Here is a 19,596-nt window from a genome sequence, read left to right as displayed (position 1 = left end):
TCAGTCGGAGTCGAGGTCGTCGAGGAAGGCCAGGGCCACGGCCCAGGTCCGCTCGGCGGCCTCTTCGTCGTAGTCGGGCAGCTCGGGGTCGGTGTAGAGGTGCCCGGCACCCCGGTAGCGGTGCATCTCGACGTCCGCGCCGGCCGCCCGCATCCGCAGGTACCAGGAGTTCAGCCAGTCGTCGGTCTCGAACGGGTCCGGCTCGGCCAGGTGCAGCTGCACCGGGAGGTCCTCGACCTTGGCGTCCTCGCGCAGGTCCGAGGTGCCGTGCAGGAGCAGCAGGCCGAGCGCCTTCTCGTCGGCCAGCGCCAGGTTCTGGGCCAGCGCGCCGCCGAGCGAGAAGCCGGCGTAGACCAGCCGGGTGTCCCCGGTGAGCAGCGGGGCGGCCGCGCTGACGGCCCGTCGGAGCAGGTCGTCGCTGCCGATCTCCTCGCGGTGCGCCGCGGCCTCCTCGATGTCGTCGAAGACCTTGCCGTCGTAGAGGTCGGGCACCTCGACCTGGTGGCCGGCCGCGCGCAGCCGCTCGGCGGCGGTGTGCACGGCGGGGCGCAGGCCGTAGATGGAGTGCAGGAGGAGGATCTGGGCCACGGTTGCGAAGGCTCCCTGGTCGGCGGGGACGGTACGCCCCCATCCTCCCCCATGCGCTCGGGCACCTCGGTTCCTCAGGAGGTGATGTCCTTGCGGGTGAAGCCGCGGAAGGCGAGCGCCAGCAGGATCAGCGCGTAGCTGAGCGAGAGCACCGAGCCCTGGATCATGCCGCCCCACTCCAACTGCGGCTGCAGCGCGTCCGCCCAGGCGTACTGCCAGTGCGCGGGCAGCCACTCGCGCAGCGAGCCGAGTGCGGTGATCGCGTCCAGCACCCCGGTGATGATGGCGGTGAAGACGGCCCCGCCGACGGCGCCGAGCGGCGCGTCGGTGACCGTGGAGAGGTAGAAGGCGAGCGCGCCCACCACCACCTCGACGAGCACCACGAAGACCACCGCGATCGCCAGCCGGGGCAGCACCTGGCCGGCCGGCAGGCTGCCGCCGGTGGGCAGCCGCAGGTCGCCCCAGCCGTAGGCGGCGGTGCCCACGGCCAGCCCGACCAGCGGCAGCAGCACGATCGCCGCGGCCGAGAAGAGCAGGCCGACGGTGAGCTTGCGCAGCAGAAGCCTGGTCCGCGGCACCGGCGCGGCCAGCAGGTAGCGCAGCGAGGACCAGCCGGCCTCGGCGGCCACCGTGTCGCCCAGGAACAGCGCCATCGGGATGACCAGCAGGAACCCGGTGCCCATGAAGAGCGTGGTGGCCGCGAAGTTCGGGCCGGAGGCGGTGGCCAGCGCGATGAAGGTGGTCCGGTCCTGGCCCTGCGGGGTGCCGCCGAGCTGGAACGCGGCCAGCACCACGAAGGGCAGCGCGAACAGCACCGCGAAGATCACCTGGGTGCGGCGGCGGCGCAGCTGGCGGGCCACCTCGACCCGCAGCGGCAGGGTGTGGCCCGGGCGGTAGCCCGGGGCCCGGTCCGCGACTTCGAGGCTCATCCGGCTCCTCCTCCGATCAGCGAGAGGAACGCGTCCTCCAGGCGGCGGTGCGGTCCGGCCCGCTCCACCGGCACGTCCAGCCGGACCAGTTCGGCGATCAGCTCGGCCGGCGTGGCGCCGGCCAGCCGGACCAGCAGGCCGTGGCCGACCACCTCCACCTCGCCGATGCCGGCCAGCGCCGCGACCTTCTCGGCCGCGTCGGCCAGCTGCCGCGGGCCGTACTCGGCCGGGGTGCCGACCAGCAGCAGCTCGCCGCTGCCGACGATCGCACCGACCTCGCCGGCCGTGACCAGCCGGCCGCGGTCCATCACGACCAGGTGGGTGCAGCTCTGCTCGACCTCGGACAGCAGGTGGCTGGAGACGATGACGGTGCGTCCGGCGGCCGCGTAACGGATCATCACCTCGCGCATCTCGCGGATCTGCGGCGGGTCCAGACCGTTGGTCGGCTCGTCCAGGATCAGCAGGTCCGGCAGGCCGAGCATGGCCTGGGCGATCGCCAGGCGCTGCCGCATGCCCTGCGAGTAGGTGCGCACGGCGCGGCCGAGGGCCTCGCCGAGGTCGGCGATCTCCAGTGCCTCGTCCAGGTGGGCGTCCGCGGCGGGCCGACCGGTGGAGCGCCAGTACAGCTCCAGGTTGGCCCGGCCGCTCAGGTGCGGCAGGAAGCCCGCGCCCTCGACGAAGGCGCCGACCCGGGAGAGCACCGGCGCGCCGGGCCGCACCGGGTGGCCGAAGACCCGGATCTCGCCCTCGTCGGGGCGGATCAGGCCCATCAGCATCCGCAGCGTGGTGGTCTTGCCGGCGCCGTTGGGTCCGAGCAGCCCGAGCACCTGGCCCGGCTGCACGGTGAACGAGAGGTCGCGCACCGCGTACCGGTCCTGGGCGCCCTTGTAGCGCTTGCTCAGGCCGGTGATCACCAGCGGCACCTCGGCCAGCTCCGGGTCCGGCGGCGGCACCGCGCGGCGGCGCCGACCGGTGAGCAGCAGTGCCGCGGCCACCGCGACCGCGATCAGCGGCAGCACCCAGACCCGGTTGGGCAGCGTCATCGCCTCCGGGGTGAGCGAGGCGTCGGTGGGCACGGTGACCGGCCCGGCCACGGCGACCTGGTAGGTGGCCGGCTCGGCGGGCGAGGCGTAGGCGAGGTCGGTGCTGGAGAGGGTCAGCCGCAGCTTGTGGCCGGCCGGGAAGGAGTAGTCGACGGCGGGCAGCCGGATGGTGACGGTCCTTCCGCCCGGCGCGTCGGCCCCGGTCACCCGCAGCGGGGCGGCGAGTTGCTCGGGCAGCGTGGTCTTGCCGTCCGGCGCGAGGTCGTAGAGCTTGGCGAAGAGCACCGCGTCCGGCCGGTCGGCGTGCACCGTGATGCTCACCTGCGGGGCGCCGGTGAGCTGGAGCGAGCCGTCCAGCGGCGCGGAGTCGAAGTTCGCGGACTGGCCGGGGAAGTCCACCGAGAGGCCGAGCCCGAGCTGGGAGGCCTGGGTGAGCGCGCCGAGGCCGGGCACGGTGGAGATCGCCGGGGGCGAGCCGCCGGGCGGGTTGGCGATGGTCTGCTGACCGCCCGTCAGCTGCACGGAGCGGCTCGCGGTGCCGTTCAGCCCCGGGTAGCTGTCGGCGTCGGCGCCGTTCAGCACGGCCTGGAAGCCGGTGGAGTCCACTCCCCCGGTCCGGGTGACCCGGAAGGCGGGGCCGGTGGAGACCTGCTGCTTCTTCAGGTAGCGGTCGAACCAGGCGGTGACCCGGGACTGCACCCGGGCGCTGGTCTCCTGGCCGCCGTCGTGGCCGCCGGCGAACCAGTCGACCGAGACCGGGACGCCGTTGGCGGCGATCGCCTTGGCCATCTCGTCGCCCTGGTCGAGCGGGAAGAGCGAGTCCTGCTGGCCCTGGACCACCAGGGTGGGCACCTTGATCTGCGACGCGTAGCTGGCGGGGCTGGACTTCGCGAGCAGCGCGACCGCGTCCGCGTCGGGGCGTCCGGCGGCGGCCACCCGGTTGTACATGGCGCACAGCTCGGGGGTGAACCGGCCGCAGCCGACCGGGCCGTTCTGCGGCTGCGACTGCTTGCCGCCGGTGGTCGGGTCGCCGGCCGAGCCGGTGGTGAAGAAGATGCCGGCCCAGAGCTTCTTGAACACCCCGTCGGCCGGCGAGCCGCCCTGCACGTTCTGCGGGAAGAGCGCCTGCGGCAGGTCCCACCAGGTGATCTGGGGCGCGATCGCGTCGATCCGGGGGTCCGCGGCGGCCGCCATCAGCGCGATGGCGCCGCCGTAGGAGGCTCCGGCGATGCCGACCCGGGGGTCGCCGGGGGCGTCGAGCTGCACCTCGGGCCGGGTGGCCAGCCAGTCGACCAGGTGCTTGACGTCCTGCACCTCGCCGTCCATCGAGTCCAGGCCGATCTGCCCGGTGGAGTGGCCGAAGCCGCGCGCCGACCAGGTGAGCACGGCGTAGCCGGAGCGGGCCAGCGCCCGGGCGTCGCCGGCCTCGTCGGCCTTGCTGCCGCCGAAGCCGTGGGCGAGCAGCACGGCGGGGCGCGGGCTGGTCCCGGTGGTGAAGAAGGAGGTGTCGATCCGGACCTGGTCGGTGCTGCCGGGCGCGGCGGGCATGCTGAGGAACTGGTCCTGCTCGTGCACCGGCTGCGGGGTGTCGGCCACTGCGGTGACGGTGCCGATGCCGACCACGGCGAGCAGCGCTAGCCCGGCCGACAGCACCCGGCGACGGGTCAGCTGGATACGTCCGCGCAGCCTCATGGGCAGTGATCCTATGCGGCGGGTGTGAGGATCAGTTAAAAGTCCCCGCCCGGCCGGCGGCGTGCCCCGGACGATCCGTCCGGCTTGTCCGGGATGGCCCGGTGTGCGGCGTATCGTGGGCCCGTGCTCTGGCCGCTGTTCACCCTGCTCGTCGTCCTCGCGGTCACCCTGGCGGTCGGCTGGGCCGTGGACCTGACGCTGCGTCGGCTGAGCGAGCGGCACCCTGCCGAGCGGGTCTGGGCCCCGCTGCGGCGCTGCCGGGTGCCGCTCCAGCTGGTGGTGCTGCTCGGGCTGCTGATGGCCACCGGCCCGGTGCACCGGGCCGACCCGGACCTGCGGCACGCGCTGCTGCTGGCCCTGATCGCGGCGGTCGGCTGGCTGGTCGCCCGGGTCGCCGCGGCGGCGCTGGACGCGGCGCTGGCCCGCTACGAGTCGGTGGCCGAGGACCCGGCCCGGCTCAGCCGGGTGCGCACCCAGCTCGGCCTGCTGCGCCGGGTGCTGATCGCCCTGGTCGCGGTGGTCACGATCGCGGTGATGCTGCTGACCTTCGGCGCGATGCGCACGGTCGGCGCCAGCCTGCTGGCCTCCGCCGGGATCATCGGCATCGTGGCCGGCATCGCCGCCCAGAGCACCCTGGGCAACTTCTTCGCCGGCCTGCAGATCGCGCTGGGCGACACCGTGCGGATCGGCGACACCGTGGTGGTGGACGGCCAGCAGGGCACCGTCGAGGAGATCACCCTGACCAGCCTGGTGGTGCGGCTCTGGGACGACCGGCGGCTGATCGTGCCGGTCTCCTACTTCGTCAGCAAGCCGTTCGAGAACTGGACCAGGCGGGACCCGGGCCTGCTCGCCTCGGTGCTGCTGCACCTGGACCACTCGGTCCCGGTGCCCGAGCTGCGCGCGCGGCTCGGGCAGGTGCTGGCCGAGTCGGCGCACTGGGACGGGCGGGACTGGGGACTGGTGGTGTGGGACACCACGCCCAGCACCCTGCTGCTGCGGGCCACCATGACCGCCGCCGACCCGGCCGGCTGCTTCGCGCTGCGCTGCGAGGTGCGCGAGCAGCTGGTCGCCTGGCTGCGCGACGAGCACCCGCACGCGCTGCCCCGCGTCCGCACGGGTGACTGACGCACCGGCGCACCGGCGGCTGACGCCGGGTCGGCGGACGGGCCGTCAGTCCCGCTGCTCGTGCAGGACGTGGTCCACGCAGACCGCCAGCACCAGCAGCAGGGTGGTCTCCGCCGGCACCAGCACGTCCACCGAGTAGGCGTCCCGGATGCTGAACAGCCGCCGGGAGATGTGCGCCAGCGTGCTGCCGCGCTCCTGTATGTCGAACTCGCGGTCCCACAGGTTGCCGACGATCTTCAGCCGCCGCCCGTCCGCCAGCTTCACCTTGAACCGGTCGCCGAAGAGCTTGAACACCTTCCGGCTGACCTTGGCGACCTTCCGCCCGTCCTGCTTGATCAGGATGGTGTGGTGGAAGGTCCAGGCCTTGCGCACGATGCTCGCGACCACCGTGCCCTGGGTGTCCACGAAGTGGAAGGTGTTGCGCAGCCGCAACAGCTTCTTGTTGACCCTGAGCACCTTCTCCCGGTGCTCGGTCTCTATCCAGGCTTCCTCGTGGAAAGCGAACATCCGGTCGCGCACCAGGTAGCGCACGGGTCCCCCTCATTGTGCTGTGGAGCTGCGTCCAGGCTCAGAGCGCCTTGACCATGCTGCGATGCGGGATCCCGGCGTCATCGAACTCCGGGCCCTCGGCAATGTAGCCGAGCTTCTCGTAGAAGCCCATCGCCCGGACCTGGGCGTGCAGTTCGCACTCCTCGGCGCCGAGCTCGCGGCCGGCCTGCTCGACTGCGTCGACGAGCGCGGCCCCCAGTCCGGTTCCCCGCGCCGCCTTCAGCACAGCGAGCCGGCCGAGCAGCACCCGGCCGGCGATCCCGGTCTTCGCCAGCGCCTGCTCGCCGCTGATCAGCCGGGCGGTGCCCAGCGGGGTGCCGTCGGCGGCCCGGGCCAGCAGGTGGGTGGAGGTGGCGTCCAGCTCGTCGTACTCCAGCTCGACCGGGATCTCCTGCTCCACCACGAAGACCTCCCGGCGCACCTCGAAGGCGGCGTCCAGCGCCCGCTCGTCGCGCACCACCTGGATCTCGGCGGTCATCAGCTCTCCGCGGAGATCACGTCGAGGGCCTTCTGCAGGTCCTCGGAGTACGGGCTGGAGAACTCCACCCACTCGCCGTCCGCCGGGTGCTCGAAGCCCAGCGAGACCGCGTGCAGCCACTGCCGGGTCAGGCCCAGCCGCTTGGCCAGCACCGGGTCGGCGCCGTAGGTCAGGTCGCCGACGCAGGGGTGGCGCAGCGCGGACATGTGCACCCGGATCTGGTGGGTGCGGCCGGTCTCCAGCTTCACCGCGAGCAGCGAGGCGGCCCGGTAGGCCTCGATCAGGTCGTAGTGGGTGACCGAGGGCTTGCCGTCCCGGGTGACCGCCCACTTCCAGTCGGAGCTGGGGTGCCGGCCGATCGGGGCGTCCACCGTGCCGCTGAGCGGGTCGGGGTGGCCCTGCACCAGGGTGTGGTAGCGCTTGTCGGTGATCCGGTCGTGGAACTGCCGCTTCAGGTCGGTGTAGGCGCGCTCGCTCTTGGCCACCACCATCAGGCCGGAGGTGCCGACGTCGAGGCGGTGCACGATGCCCTGGCGCTCGGCCGCGCCGGAGGTGGAGATCCGGTAGCCGGCGGCGGCCAGGTGGCCGATCACGGTCGGGCCGGTCCAGCCGGGGCTGGGGTGGGCGGCGACCCCGACCGGCTTGTCGACCAGGACGATGTCCTGGTCGTCGTGCACGATCCGCATGCCGTCGACGTGCTGCGGCACCACCTGCACGGGGGCGGCGGGGGCCGGGATCTCGACCTCCAGCCAGGAACCGGCCATCACCCGGTCGGACTTGCCGGCCGGGGAGCCGTCGATCCGGACCTTCCCGTCGGCGGCCAGTTCGGCGGCCTTGGTCCGCGAGAAGCCGAACATCCGGGCCAGGGCGGCGTCGAGACGCTCGCCCTCCAGGCCGTCCGGAACGGGAAGGGTGCGGATCTGCGCTGCGGTACTCACCCGTACGAGTATGCCGTAAGGAACCGCAGGTCCTATTCGTCCTCGGAGGCCTCGGTGGGGTCCTCGGTGGGCTCCTCCGCCGCGGTGCGGTGCGTGGTGCCGTCCGGGTTGCTGCCGCGGAAGGAGAGCAGCACCACCAGGATGCCGCCGCAGACGATCGCCGAGTCGGCCAGGTTGAAGACCGCGAAGTGCTGCACCGAGATGAAGTCGACCACGTGGCCGCGGAAGACGGACGGGGAGCGGAAGATCCGGTCCGTCAGGTTGCCGACCGCGCCGCCGAGCAGCAGGCCGAGCGCGATCGCCCAGGGCAGGCTGTAGAGCCGGCGGGAGATCCGCCAGATCACCACGACCACGGCGGCGGCGATCACCGTGAACACGATGGTCATGGTCTGCCCCATGCCGAAGGCGGCCCCGGAGTTGCGGATCACCTGCAGGGTGACCACGTCACCGATGATCCGGATCGGCGAGCGGCCCTCCAGCTTGGCGACCACCAGCAGCTTGCTGCTCAGGTCGATCAGGAAGACCAGCAGGGCGACCGAGAAGAGCACGGTGAGGCGGCGGCGGCGCACCGCCGCCTTGGCACCGGTCGGCGCGGCCGGATCGGCGCCGGAGGGCCCGGACTCCTCGTCCTGGGTCTGGGGAGAACCTGGGGTAGTGATGATCCGCTCCGCTGCCGAGAAAAGGGGCCGACGTTACGAGGTCGAGCGTACGGCACGCACCCGGCGGCCCTGCCCGACCCCGCCCCCGACGGCCCCTGCGGATCCCGGCCGGAAGCCAGCAGAAGGGGTCAGCGGCGTTCCTGCTTGGCCTTGCACGAGATGCAGAGCGTCGCGCGCGGGAAGGCCTGCAGCCGGGCCTTGCCGACCGCCTGTCCGCAGGACTCGCAGACGCCGAACCCGACCCCCTCCAGCCGGGCCAGCGCGCGCTCGCTCTGGTCGAGCATGTCGCGGGCGTTGTTGGCCAGCTGGAGCTCGCTCTCCCGGCTGATGTTCTTGGTGCCGGCGTCCACCTGGTCGTCACCCGCGCCGTCGTTCGAGTCGCGCATCAGGCCGGTGAGCGCGGCCTCGGCCGCCTCGATCTCGTCGCGCAGCCGCTGCACGTCCGCCGCCAGCTCGGCGTGCACCTCGGCGACCTCGGCCGCGGTCCACGCGTCCTCCCCCTGACGGACCGGCAGCTCGGCCGGGTCGACGGACTCGGCGCCGCCGCCCCCGGCCCGGGCGCCACTGCCCGCCGGCGTGTGGTTACGGCTGGTGGCCGCGGAACGCCCGGTGGTGGTACTGGTCTTCCGCCGTGTCGTCGTCGTGGTCACGGAACCCTCCCCTTGGTCGCCTGCCACGGCCTTCCGGATCCGCCTCGTGGCGGTACCCGCGCCCGTTGCCTTCTCAGCCATGGCTCGACCCCATCTACGAATGACTCCGGCCGACGGTTCCCGTCGGCCTCCGGTGCCGGAACGATAATCCTGATCGAATCCGGTCACAACGGGACATACCGATGCCACACAGCGAACCCACTCGGGCAGCCGTGGACATCGCGGTCCCCGGGCAGCGAGAAGGTTGTGCCCACATCGTCACTGGTTAACCGCCCTGCTCAGGCCCGGCCCGGCGACGCCGTGGCCCGGTTGGCCGAAACCGGTTGTACCGGCCCTATAGACTGGGCCGGCAAGGCGCAGATGGGACGAGTACCGACGTACGCAGCCATGAGCGACCCGGGGACGGTGTGAGCCCGGGGGTGTGCGCGGCGGGAAGATCACCCCGGAGCCGCCGGAAGAACGGCCGAAAGAAGATTCGACCCAGTAGACCCGGCAGCAAGCCCAAGGAGTGGGCCGTCGGCAGTTCGCGGCGGTCAAGGAGGGTGGTACCGCGGGGCGCCAGACGCCTCGTCCCTCCGGTCGGAATGCCCGTCACACGCATCCGCCGGAGGCGAAGTGAGCACGTACAACCCCGTCCCCGCCCAGGTAGACCTGCCCGCCCTGGAGCACGGCATCCTCAGCTTCTGGCGCGAGCAGGACGTCTTCCAGCGCAGCCTGGAGCAGTCCGCCGGCCGTCCCGAGTGGGTCTTCTACGAGGGCCCGCCGACCGCCAACGGCATGCCCGGCGCGCACCACATCGAGGCCCGGGTCTTCAAGGACGTCTTCCCGCGCTACCGCACGATGAAGGGCTACCACGTGGCCCGCAAGGCCGGCTGGGACTGCCACGGCCTGCCGGTGGAGCTCGCGGTGGAGAAGGAGCTGGGCTTCTCCGGCAAGCCGGAGATCGAGAAGTACGGCATCGCCGAGTTCAACGCCAAGTGCCGCGAGTCGGTGACCCGGCACACCGACGAGTTCACCAAGCTCACCCAGCGGATGGGCTACTGGGTCGACCTCGACCAGGCCTACCGGACCATGGACCCGTCCTACATCCAGTCGGTCTGGTGGTCGCTCAAGCAGATCTTCGACAAGGGCCTGCTGGTCCAGGACCACCGGGTCGCCCCCTGGTGCCCGCGCTGCGGCACCGGCCTGTCCGACCACGAGCTGGCCCAGGGCTACGAGACCGTGGTGGACCCCTCGGTCTTCGTGCGGTTCCCGCTCACCAGCGGCCCGCTGGCCGACCGCGCCGCGCTGCTGGTGTGGACCACCACCCCGTGGACGCTGGTCTCCAACACCGCCGCCGCGGTGCACCCGGAGGTCACCTACGTGGTGGCCACCGACGGCACCGAGCAGCTGGTGGTGGCCGAGCCGCTGCTGGCGAAGGCGCTGGGCGAGGGCTGGGAGCCGACCGGCGAGCGCTTCACCGGCGCCGAGATGGAGCGCTGGGCCTACCGCCGCCCGTTCGACCTGGTCGCCATCGAGGACGCGCACTTCGTCCTCAACGCCGACTACGTGACCACCGAGGACGGCACCGGCATCGTCCACCAGGCCCCCGCCTTCGGCGCCGACGACCTGGCGACCTGCCGCAAGTACGGCCTGCCGGTGGTGAACCCGGTGGAGAGCGACGGCACCTTCTCCCCCGAGGTCCCGCTGGTCGGCGGGGTCTTCTTCAAGAAGGCCGACGAGGCGCTGGTCGCCGACCTGTCGGCCCGCGGCCTGCTGTTCCGCCACCTCCCGTACGAGCACAGCTACCCGCACTGCTGGCGCTGCCACACCGCGCTGCTCTACTACGCGCAGCCGTCCTGGTACATCCGGACCACCGCGGTCAAGGACGCGATGATCCGGGAGAACGAGGCCACCAACTGGTACCCGGAGACGGTCAAGCACGGCCGCTTCGGCGACTGGCTGAACAACAACATCGACTGGGCGCTCTCCCGCAACCGCTACTGGGGCACCCCGCTGCCGATCTGGCGCTGCGAGGAGGGCCACCTCACCTGCGTCGGCTCGCTGGCCGAGCTGTCCGAGCTCACCGGCACCGACCAGAGCGGGCTGGACCCGCACCGCCCGTTCATCGACGACGTCACCTTCGACTGCCCGCAGTGCGCCGGCCGCGCCGTCCGGGTGCCCGAGGTGATCGACGCCTGGTACGACTCGGGCTCGATGCCGTTCGCCCAGTACGGCTACCCGTACCAGAACAAGGAGCTGTTCGAGAGCCGCTATCCGGCCCAGTTCATCTCCGAGGCGATCGACCAGACCCGCGGCTGGTTCTACACGCTGATGGCGATCGGCACCCTGGTCTTCGACAAGTCCTCCTACGAGAACGTGGTCTGCCTGGGCCACATCCTCGCCGAGGACGGCCGGAAGATGTCCAAGCACCTGGGCAACACCCTGGAGCCGATCCCGCTGATGGACCAGCACGGCGCCGACGCGGTGCGCTGGTTCATGGCGGCCGGCGGTTCGCCCTGGTCGGCCCGCCGGGTCGGCCACGGCACCATCCAGGAGGTGGTCCGCAAGACGCTGCTGACCTTCTGGAACACCGTCGCCTTCCAGGCGCTGTACGCGCGCACCGCCGGCTGGGCGCCGAGCGCCTCGGACCCGGCGCCGGCCGACCGCCCGCTGCTCGACCGCTGGGTGCTCTCCGAGCTGAACCAGCTGGTCAAGGGCACCGACGCGGCGCTGGCCGACTACGACACCCAGCGGGCCGGCAAGCTGCTCTCCGGGTTCGTCGACGACCTGTCCAACTGGTACGTGCGGCGCGGCCGCCGCCGGTTCTGGCAGGGCGACGCCGCCGCGCTGGCCACCCTGCACGAGGCGCTGGAGACGGTCACCCGGCTGATGGCCCCGCTCACCCCGTTCATCACCGAGCGGGTCTGGCAGGACCTGGTGGTTCCGGTGGACCCGCAGGCCCCGGCCTCGGTGCACCTGTCCTCCTGGCCGGAGGCGGACGAGTCGCTGATCGACACCGACCTGTCCCGGCACATGGCGCTGGTCCGCCGGCTGGTCGAGCTCGGCCGGGCGACCCGCGCCGAGTCCGGGGTGAAGACCCGTCAGCCGCTCTCCCGGGCGCTGATCGCGGCCCAGGGCTGGGAGGAGCTGCCCGCCGACCTGCGCGCGCAGATCGCCGAGGAGCTGAACGTGGCCGCGCTGGAGTCGCTGGCCGCGGTCGGCGGTTCGCTGGTGGACACCACCGCGAAGGCGAACTTCCGGGCGCTCGGCAAGCGGTTCGGCAAGGGGGTCCAGGAGGTGGCCAAGGCGGTCGCCGCCGCGGACGCCGCCCGGCTGGCCGCCGAGCTGCGGGCCACCGGCTCGACCTCGGTCGAGCTGGACGGCGAGGCGATCAGCCTCTCGCCCGACGAGGTGGTCATCACCGAGACCCCGCGCGAGGGCTGGGCCGTCGCCAACGAGTCCGGCGCCACCGTCGCCCTGGACCTGGCGATCACCCCGGAGCTCAAGCGGCTCGGCATCGCCCGTGACGCGATCCGGCAGATCCAGGAGGCCCGGAAGAACTCCGGCCTGGACGTGTCCGACCGGATCGCGCTGCGCTGGGAGTCGGCGGTCGAGGAGACCGTGGCCGCGCTCGCCGAGCACGGCGCGCTGGTCGCCGAGGAGGTGCTGGCCACCGACTTCGCGAACGGCGGGGCCGACTGGGAGTCCCCGGCCTTCACCGACGAGGGCACCGGCCTGGTCTTCCGACTGCGCAAGGCCTGACGGACCCGAAGGGGCCGCCGTTCCGTACGGAGCAGCGGCCCCTTCGCGCTGCCGGCGGAAATCCCGCACAAAACGAGGGCGCCCCCACCGCATCGCGGTGGGGGCGCCCTCGTTGGTACTGACGGGACCTCAGTTGTCGCCGTCCTCGTCGATCAGGAAGCCGCGCATCGGGGCCGGGGCCTGCTGCATGGGCTGCATCGGCTGCGGCGGCTGCGGGCGGACCGAGGCCATCGGCTGGGTCATCCCGGCCGGGGCCATCTGCGGGGCGCCGTTCGGAGCCTGCTGACCGCCGAACGAGGGCTGACCGCCGCCGAAGGACGGCGAGTTGCCGCCGCCGAAGGACGGGGCGTTCCCACCGAAGGAGGACTGGCCGCCGAAGGACGGCGCGCCGGTGGAGGCCATCGAGGAGGCCGCCGGCGGCAGCGAGGCGGTGGCCGGGATCCGCGGCGGGGCGAGCGAGTCGTCCGCCTGCGACTCCAGCTGGCGCAGCTGGGTCTCCAGGTAGGACTTCAGGCGGGTGCGGTACTCGCGCTCGAAGGCGCGCAGGTCCTCGACCTTGCGCTCCAGGGTGGCGCGGGCGGACTCCAGCGAGCCCATCGCGACGCGGTGCTTCTCCTGGGCGTCCCGCTCCAGCGCGTCGGCCTTGGCGCGGGCGTCCCGCTCCAGGCCCTCGGCGCGGCTGCGGGCCTCGCCGACGATCTTGTTGGCCTCGGAGCGCGCCTCGGAGATCGCCTGGTCGGCGGTCTGCTGAGCGAGCGCCAGCACCCGGGCGGCGCTGTCGCCGCCGGGACCCTGCTGCTGCTGCATCGGGGCACCGAGCGGACCGCCGAGCGGGTTGCCCATCGGCGCCAGCTGCTGCTGGCCGCCCATGGTGCCCATGCCCTGCTGCGGCATGCCCTGCTGCATCGGCTGCATCTGGCCGGGACCGCCCTGCATCGGGCCGCCCATCGGCATCATCTGACCGCCCATCGGCTGCACCAGCTGCTGCTGGCCGCCCATGGTGCCCATGCCCTGCTGCGGCATGCCCTGCTGCATCGGCTGCATCTGGCCGGGACCGCCCTGGCCGGGCAGCTGGCCCTGCTGGGGCGGCATGCCCTGGCCGGCCGGGAGCTGGGGCGCGCCGGACGGCAGGCCGAGCGGCTGGTGGCCGCCCATCTGCTGCTGCTGCGGCGGCTGGGGCAACTGCGGCTGCTGGCCCGGACCCTGCTGGCCGGGGACCGGCGGGCCGGATATGGCGGCGGGCACCGGGGCGCCGGGACGCTGCGCGTCCTGCGGCTGCTCCTTGCGCATGTTGGCCTGGTTCTGCGCGGCGGCCCGGGTCGCGGCGGCGAGCTTGGCCCGCAGGTCCTCGTTCTCGCGCAGCAAGCGGGTCAGCTCGGCTTCGACCTCGTCGAGGAAGGCATCGACCTCGTCCTCGTCATAGCCTTCGCGCAAGCGGACGGTCGTGAACTGCTTGTTCCGAACGTCCTCGGGGGTCAACGGCATCTCTTCACCTCAACGTGATCGTCGGCACAGATGGCATCCTGCCGCATCGCTCACCACGGCAGACGCTGCACGAGCGAGATCAGGGCATACACAATGATCATCAGTACGAAGAAGGACAGGTCGAGCGCCACGCCCCCGAGACGCAACGGCGGGATGAACCGCCGAAGAAGCTTGAGTGGCGGATCCGTGACAGTGTACGTGGCCTCCAGGACCACCACCATGGCCCTTCCGGGTCGCCACGAGCGGGCGAACTGGAAGACCCAGTCCATGACCAGGCGGAACAGCAGAATGACCAGGAAGACGGTCAGCGCGTAGTACAGCACTGCCCCCACGATCACCATCGGGTATCCCACTCCCAGCTTCTGCTTGTTCCTGGAACTGCTTGGTCACTCACTGTCCATCAGGTCCACACATGACGTCGTGGCCGGGTCAGCTCTGGTTGAAGAACCCACCCTCGGCGATCCGAGCCTTGTCCTCCGCCGTGACATCGACGTTAGCAGGAGACAGCAGGAACACCTTCTGCGTCACGCGCTCAATGCTGCCGTGCAGACCGAAGACGAGTCCAGCGGCGAAGTCTACGAGTCGCTTCGCGTCGGTGTCGTCCATCTCGGTCAGATTCATGATCACCGGGGTGCCGCCGCGGAACTGTTCCCCGATGGTACGGGCCTCGTTGTAGGTCCGGGGGTGCAGCGTGGTGATGCGGTACGGCTCCCGCTCGTTCACGACCTTGGGCATGATCACCGGGGCACTCTTCTCCAGGTTCTGACGGCGTTCGGGTGTGATGGACGACACGGGGGCCATCCGCTGCTCGGCCCGGATCGGCACCGCGGCCGCCACCGGTTGGGGCTGGGGCGCGATCGAGGCGACCTGCGCCGTCGGGGGTGTCACGGGCTCCGCCGGGCGCGGGATCTCCTCGGCCCGCCCGGTCCTGATCGGCTCGGGGTCCGTGTCGTAGTCGTCGTCCGGGTCGTAACCCTGGCCGTCGTACGTCTCGTCCTCCACGAGGCCGAGGTAGACCGCCATCTTGCGCATTGCGCCGGCCATGCTCCTGTCCTCCGCTCTGTGGTGGATCGGGTTCCGACACCGCTCGGCCCGCGAGACCCGGCTCCGTCGAGTACGGTGGCCCGTAGCCGAGGAGTCGGATGTCCAGGACCGCGGTCCGCTCACCTTCCGTCAGATCCCGGCGAATCCCCCGGCTTTCGGCCGGGAGGTACCCCCGTGGGGTAGCCGATGACCCGTCAGTCCGTGCGCGTGGCCGCGGACATACGATCCACAATGGTTGTTCGACCGGACGAATCGGTGATCTGTCCCGATTTGTCCGGCAGTCTGATCTACTACCCGGTGACGTTACCCGAGGGGTGACCGCGCACCGAGCACCGCCGTACCGACGCGTACATGTGTCGCTCCGGCGGCGATCGCCTGCTCCAGATCGCCGCTCATGCCTGCCGACACCATCGTGGCAGCAGGATGGCTCGCGCGTACGGCGGTTGCGATTTCCGCCAGTCGCCCGAAGGCGGCGGCCGGGTCGCCCGCCAACGGTCCGGTCAGCGGAGCGACGGTCATCACACCGTCCAGCCGCAGCCCGGGCGTGTCGGCGATCAGATCGGCCAGTTCGCCGACCCGGTCCGGGTCCACGCCGGCCCGCCCCGCGGCGCTGCCGCCGTCCAGCGCGACCTGCACCAGGCAGCCCAACCCCGGCCGTTCGGCCCGCAGCACCGCCTCGGACAGCGCCGTGACCAGGCGCGACCGGTCGATCGAGTGGACATGGTGCGCGTAGCGCGCGACCGAGCGCGCCTTGTTGGTCTGCAACTGTCCGACGAAGTGCCAGACCAGCGGCAGGTCGGCGCAGTCGGCCGCCTTGGGCGCCGCGTCCTGGTCCCGGTTCTCGGCCACCTCGCGGACCCCCAGCGAGGCCAGCAGACGGGTGTCCGAGGCGGGGTAGGTCTTGGTCACCACCACCAGGGTCACCTCGGAGCGCGGCCGGCCCGCTGCGGCGCAGGCCGCGTCGATCCTTCGTTCGACCACGGACAGGCCGCTCCTGAGCTGCTCCAGACGGTCCGTCGGGAACCCTGGCGGCTGCTGGTTCGTCATGTCCCTTGCCTGTTCGTCGTCCTGCCACGGTCGACGTGGCGTCGACATGGCGATGCCCACCCCGGCCGACTCCGGTCGGCGAGGTGGGCACCAAACCCTTCGAAAAATCTTACAAAGTAGTCGAGCCGGGCCTTACTTCAGGAAGTCCGGCACGTCGAGCTCCTCGGCCGGGCTCTCCACGTAGGGCAGCTTGGCCGGCTGCACCTGCGGCGGGACCGGCGGGGCGACCGTGGTCTCGGCGCGGACCGGCGCATGGGCCGCGGCGCCGGACTCCTCGCCCGAACGGCCCGTCACCGAGCCGACCCCGCCGTACGGCCGGCCGCTCGGGCGCTCCGGCGTCGCGCCGGACTGGCTCTGGGTGGCGGACTTCACCACCGGCTCGCGCACGATCGCCGGCGGCTGCCCGCCGTCGAAGCCGGCCGCGATCACGGTGACCCGCACCTCGTCGCCGAGCGCGTCGTCGATCACCGCGCCGAAGATGATGTTGGCCTCCGGGTGGGCCGCCTCGCTGACCAGCTGGGCCGACTCGTTGATCTCGAAGAGGCCGAGGTCGGAGCCGCCGGAGATGGAGAGCAGCACGCCGCGGGCGCCGTCGATCGAGGCCTCCAGCAGCGGGGAGGAGATCGCCATCACGGCGGCCGCCTTGGCCCGGTCCTCGCCGCGCGCCGAGCCGATCCCCATCAGCGCCGAACCGGCGTCCGACATGACCGACTTGACGTCGGCGAAGTCCAGGTTGATCAGGCCGGGGGTGGTGATCAGGTCGGTGATGCCCTGGACACCGGAGAGCAGCACCTGGTCGGCCGAGCGGAACGCGTCCAGCACGCTGACCTGGCGGTCGGAGATGGAGAGCAGCCGGTCGTTCGGGATGACGATCAGGGTGTCCACCTCCTCGCGCAGCGAGGCGATGCCGTCCTCGGCCTGGTTGGCCCGGCGGCGGCCCTCGAAGGTGAAGGGGCGGGTGACCACGCCGATGGTCAGGGCGCCGAGCGAGCGGGCGATGTTGGCCACCACCGGCGCGCCGCCGGTGCCGGTGCCGCCGCCCTCGCCGGCGGTGACGAAGACCATGTCGGCCCCCTTGAGGACCTCCTCGATCTCCTCGCGGTGGTCCTCGGCGGCCTTGCGGCCGACCTCGGGGTTGGCGCCGGCGCCGAGGCCGCGGGTCAGCTCGCGGCCGACGTCGAGCTTGACGTCGGCGTCGCTCATCAGCAGGGCCTGCGCGTCGGTGTTGATCGCGATGAACTCGACGCCCTTCAGCCCGACCTCGATCATCCGGTTGATGGCGTTCACACCACCGCCGCCGATGCCGACGACCTTGATGACTGCGAGGTAGTTCTGCGGTGCTGCCACGTCGAAGGCCTCTCGCCTCGGATGTCCGGGTCGGCCTCCTGGGTCTGGGAGGTCCGACGGATGTCGATGGGTGGGGAGCCCGGTTCCTGACTGATTGTCCGAAATGGAGACCGCCGACCCGAACCCTAAACTTGACGTTGAGAGTTCACTCCGTGCCTTCGTCAGTGAGCCGCGAGGCACAGCCTGGTGACACAGGACACTAAGTGCCGGGCGGGCCCGTGTTCAACGAACACGCCGAGCTTCCCTTTTTTCTTTTGAGCCTATGTGATCATCGCCCGGTCGTGCAGACCGGGGTGGGACCACCCAGCGTCGAGGAGTCACCGACGGACCGTCAATGACCCCACGGCTACAGAACCTACCGGATTTCGGTCAACCCGAGATCGCCGGGGCGTCAGGAGCGGTCACGTCGTAGACCTTGGCCGATCGCTTGAGCAGTGCCCGGAGCACCGTCGCCTTGCGGTCGGTCCGCTCCGGACTCCCCCAGCGCACGGTGACCCCGTTGGGCAGTCGTACCTCGATGTCGTCATACGAACGGACCAGCATCGACGGGCCCTGCTTGGCCACTTCGGCCGGCAGACCGGCCGCGACCTGCACCGCTCCCTGCACCAGGACGGACTCCGGGAGCGCCGCGGCGGCGTCCTGGGCGGCCTGGCTGAGCTGGACCTCCACCACCGGAACGCCCGGCGGCGGGGTGGCCTCGGTGGCGAAGCTCACCCCGGAAGCATCCATTTGTGTGAACTTTCCGTCAGGACCCTTGACCGCGGCCACGGCCTGACGCTCGATCACCTTGACCCGCAGGGTGTGCGGCCAGCCCCGCCAGACCTCGGCCCGGGCCACCCGCGGGATCGCCTCCACCCGGTGCTGCACCGCGTCCAGGTCCACCCGGGCCAGCGGCCCGTGGCCCACCGGCCCTATGGCCTGGCGCACCTGATCGACGGTCAACTGGTCGTTGCGCAGCCCCTGCACCGCGACGTCCTGGACGTCCAGCACCGAGGAGAAGAAGAACAGCCAGCCGGCCACCGCGAGCAGCAGCGCGACGAAGCCGCTGAGCACCGCGATGCCGCGCCGGGAGAGCCGCAGCGGGGCGGCATCGCGCTCGTCCTCCGCGAACTCGTCCGCGGCCCGCCCCCCGGTGCCCGCGGCCTCCCGGTCCGCACCGGACGGACGGTCAGCCACGCCTGCGGCCACCGCGGGCGGCGTCGATCGCCTCGTAGACCATGCCCACCAGCAGGTCGTCGGCGTCCCGGCGGCCGAACTCGGCCGCCGCCCGGCTCATGTCCCAGAGCTTCTGCGGGTCGGTCAGCACCGGCAGCACGTTGCGCAGCACCCAGTCCGGGGTCAGCTCGGCGTCGTCCACCAGCAGGCCGCCGCCCGCCTTCACCATCGGCTGGGCGTTCAGCCGCTGCTCGCCGTTGCCGATCGGCAGCGGCACGAAGGCGGCCGGCAGGCCGACCGCGGCCAGCTCGGCCACCGTCATCGCGCCGGCCCGGCAGAGCATCAGGTCGGCCGCGGCGTAGGCCAGGTCCATCCGGTCCACGTAGGGCAGCGCCCGGTACGGCGGCATCCCCGGGATGTCGTCGATCTGCGGCAGCTCGTTCTTCGGGCCGACCGCGTGCAGGATCTGCACGCCGTACTGCTGCAGCCGCGGCGCGATCGCCTGGACCGTCTCGTTCAGCCGCCGGGCGCCCTGCGACCCGCCGGAGACCAGCAGGGTGGGCAGCCGCTGGTCCAGGCCGAAGTAGGCGCGGGCCTCGGGCCGGACCGCGTTGCGGTCCAGGGTGGCGATGGTGCGGCGCAGCGGGATGCCGATGTAGCGCGAGTCGCGCAGCTTGCTGTCCGGGGTGGAGACCGCGACGAAGTCGCTGTAGCGGGCGCCGATCTTGTTGGCCAGGCCGGGCCGGGCGTTGGCCTCGTGCACCACGATCGGCACGCCGGCCCGCTTGGCCGCCAGGTAGGCGGGCATCGCGACGTAGCCGCCGAAGCCGACCACCGCGTCCGCGTTGACCCGCTCGATGATCTCCTGGGCCGCGCGCACGGTGCCGCGCAGCCGGCCCGGCACGGTGATCAGCTCGGGGGTGGGCTTGCGCGGCAGCGGTACGGCCGGGATCAGCTCCAGCTGGTAGCCGCGCTCGGGCACCAGCCGGGTCTCCAGGCCGCGCTCGGTGCCGAGCGCGGTGATGCCGATGCTGGGGTCGTGCCTGCGCAGCGCGTCCGCGAGCGCCATGGCCGGCTCGATGTGACCGGCGGTGCCTCCGCCGGCGAGTACGACATGCACCGA

At 72.0% G+C, this 19,596-nt stretch carries 17 protein-coding genes; 2 read left to right on the top strand and 15 right to left on the bottom strand.

What is annotated here, in order from left to right:
- The 3 genes from FHX73_RS21605 to FHX73_RS21595 form a co-directional block, all read right to left on the bottom strand.
- Positions 1-588 carry a dienelactone hydrolase family protein gene (locus FHX73_RS21605; protein WP_145906574.1) on the bottom strand — a complete coding sequence of 196 codons (588 nt, stop codon included), beginning with the start codon at positions 586-588 and terminating at the stop codon, positions 1-3.
- Between the two features lie 74 nt (positions 589-662).
- On the bottom strand, positions 663-1,517 hold the full coding sequence (locus tag FHX73_RS21600) for an ABC transporter permease (protein WP_145906573.1): 855 nt from the start codon (positions 1,515-1,517) through the stop codon (positions 663-665).
- Positions 1,514-4,252 (bottom strand): alpha/beta fold hydrolase, encoded by a 2,739-nt coding sequence (locus FHX73_RS21595; RefSeq protein WP_145906572.1) that lies wholly within the window; start codon positions 4,250-4,252, stop codon positions 1,514-1,516. Before FHX73_RS21595 ends, FHX73_RS21600 begins: the two co-directional genes overlap by 4 nt.
- A 123-nt stretch (positions 4,253-4,375) precedes the next feature.
- On the opposite strand from FHX73_RS21595, the gene FHX73_RS21590 reads away from it, so the two are divergent.
- The gene (locus FHX73_RS21590) at positions 4,376-5,377 is read left to right on the top strand and encodes a mechanosensitive ion channel family protein (RefSeq protein WP_246213637.1); all 1,002 of its coding nucleotides are present in this window, start codon (positions 4,376-4,378) and stop codon (positions 5,375-5,377) included.
- A gap of 45 nt (positions 5,378-5,422) precedes the next feature.
- Here the strand turns inward: FHX73_RS21590 and FHX73_RS21585 are convergent, their stop codons facing one another.
- The 5 genes from FHX73_RS21585 to FHX73_RS21565 all read right to left on the bottom strand — a co-directional run bounded on the left by FHX73_RS21585 (position 5,423) and on the right by FHX73_RS21565 (position 8,651).
- Positions 5,423-5,908: an LURP-one-related/scramblase family protein gene (locus tag FHX73_RS21585; protein ID WP_145906571.1), complete on the bottom strand. Its 486-nt coding sequence runs from the start codon at positions 5,906-5,908 to the stop codon at positions 5,423-5,425.
- Between the two features lie 37 nt (positions 5,909-5,945).
- Positions 5,946-6,404 carry a GNAT family N-acetyltransferase gene (locus tag FHX73_RS21580; RefSeq protein WP_145906570.1) on the bottom strand — a complete coding sequence of 153 codons (459 nt, stop codon included), beginning with the start codon at positions 6,402-6,404 and terminating at the stop codon, positions 5,946-5,948.
- Entirely contained in the window at positions 6,404-7,342 is a 939-nt protein-coding gene (locus FHX73_RS21575; protein ID WP_145906569.1) for an RluA family pseudouridine synthase, read from the bottom strand. The genes FHX73_RS21580 and FHX73_RS21575 overlap by 1 nt, the downstream gene beginning before the upstream one ends.
- A 32-nt stretch (positions 7,343-7,374) precedes the next feature.
- Complete coding sequence (gene lspA / locus FHX73_RS21570; protein ID WP_145906568.1) at positions 7,375-8,004, bottom strand: signal peptidase II; 630 nt, start codon at positions 8,002-8,004, stop codon at positions 7,375-7,377.
- Positions 8,005-8,129: 125 nt separating this feature from the next.
- Positions 8,130-8,651, bottom strand: coding sequence for a TraR/DksA family transcriptional regulator (locus FHX73_RS21565; RefSeq protein WP_246213635.1), 522 nt, complete (start codon positions 8,649-8,651; stop codon positions 8,130-8,132).
- Positions 8,652-9,266: 615 nt separating this feature from the next.
- Between FHX73_RS21565 and ileS the strand changes: the two genes are divergently transcribed.
- Positions 9,267-12,395 (top strand): isoleucine--tRNA ligase, encoded by a 3,129-nt coding sequence (gene ileS, locus FHX73_RS21560; RefSeq protein WP_145906566.1) that lies wholly within the window; start codon positions 9,267-9,269, stop codon positions 12,393-12,395.
- 129 nt (positions 12,396-12,524) lie between these two features.
- Here ileS and FHX73_RS21555 read toward each other — a convergent pair whose 3' ends face one another.
- From FHX73_RS21555 to murG, 7 genes are all read right to left on the bottom strand, one after another.
- Positions 12,525-13,880, bottom strand: a complete 1,356-nt coding sequence (locus tag FHX73_RS21555; RefSeq protein ID WP_145906565.1) for a DivIVA domain-containing protein — start codon at positions 13,878-13,880, stop codon at positions 12,525-12,527.
- A gap of 50 nt (positions 13,881-13,930) precedes the next feature.
- The gene (locus FHX73_RS21550; RefSeq protein WP_145906564.1) at positions 13,931-14,221 is read right to left on the bottom strand and encodes a YggT family protein; all 291 of its coding nucleotides are present in this window, start codon (positions 14,219-14,221) and stop codon (positions 13,931-13,933) included.
- 88 nt (positions 14,222-14,309) lie between these two features.
- Entirely contained in the window at positions 14,310-14,924 is a 615-nt protein-coding gene (locus tag FHX73_RS21545) for a cell division protein SepF (RefSeq protein WP_145906563.1), read from the bottom strand.
- 303 nt (positions 14,925-15,227) lie between these two features.
- Entirely contained in the window at positions 15,228-15,971 is a 744-nt protein-coding gene (locus tag FHX73_RS21540; protein WP_145906562.1) for a YggS family pyridoxal phosphate-dependent enzyme, read from the bottom strand.
- A gap of 132 nt (positions 15,972-16,103) precedes the next feature.
- Positions 16,104-17,318: a cell division protein FtsZ gene (gene ftsZ / locus FHX73_RS21535; RefSeq protein ID WP_145906561.1), complete on the bottom strand. Its 1,215-nt coding sequence runs from the start codon at positions 17,316-17,318 to the stop codon at positions 16,104-16,106.
- A 369-nt stretch (positions 17,319-17,687) separates the two neighbouring features.
- Complete coding sequence (locus tag FHX73_RS21530; RefSeq protein WP_170304991.1) at positions 17,688-18,494, bottom strand: cell division protein FtsQ/DivIB; 807 nt, start codon at positions 18,492-18,494, stop codon at positions 17,688-17,690.
- Positions 18,487-19,593 (bottom strand): undecaprenyldiphospho-muramoylpentapeptide beta-N-acetylglucosaminyltransferase, encoded by a 1,107-nt coding sequence (gene murG, locus FHX73_RS21525; RefSeq protein WP_145906559.1) that lies wholly within the window; start codon positions 19,591-19,593, stop codon positions 18,487-18,489. Before murG ends, FHX73_RS21530 begins: the two co-directional genes overlap by 8 nt.
- Between the last annotated feature and the right edge of the window lie 3 nt (positions 19,594-19,596).

The sequence above is a fragment of the Kitasatospora viridis genome, assembly GCF_007829815.1.
Classification (GTDB): domain Bacteria; phylum Actinomycetota; class Actinomycetes; order Streptomycetales; family Streptomycetaceae; genus Kitasatospora; species Kitasatospora viridis.
Note: the sequence above shows the minus strand (reverse complement) of the source record. Positions and strands in the feature narration are given on the sequence as shown.

What these genes read in the sequence shown, in the direction of transcription:
- FHX73_RS21600 (WP_145906573.1), bottom strand. Translation starts at nt 1,517, where the DNA reads ATGAGCCTCGAAGTCGCGGACCGGGCCCCGGGCTACCGCCCGGGCCAC.
- FHX73_RS21595 (WP_145906572.1), bottom strand. Translation starts at nt 4,252, where the DNA reads ATGAGGCTGCGCGGACGTATCCAGCTGACCCGTCGCCGGGTGCTGTCG.
- FHX73_RS21580 (WP_145906570.1), bottom strand. Translation starts at nt 6,404, where the DNA reads ATGACCGCCGAGATCCAGGTGGTGCGCGACGAGCGGGCGCTGGACGCC.
- FHX73_RS21555 (WP_145906565.1), bottom strand. Translation starts at nt 13,880, where the DNA reads ATGCCGTTGACCCCCGAGGACGTTCGGAACAAGCAGTTCACGACCGTC.
- FHX73_RS21550 (WP_145906564.1), bottom strand. Translation starts at nt 14,221, where the DNA reads ATGGTGATCGTGGGGGCAGTGCTGTACTACGCGCTGACCGTCTTCCTG.
- FHX73_RS21545 (WP_145906563.1), bottom strand. Translation starts at nt 14,924, where the DNA reads ATGGCCGGCGCAATGCGCAAGATGGCGGTCTACCTCGGCCTCGTGGAG.
- FHX73_RS21540 (WP_145906562.1), bottom strand. Translation starts at nt 15,971, where the DNA reads ATGACGAACCAGCAGCCGCCAGGGTTCCCGACGGACCGTCTGGAGCAG.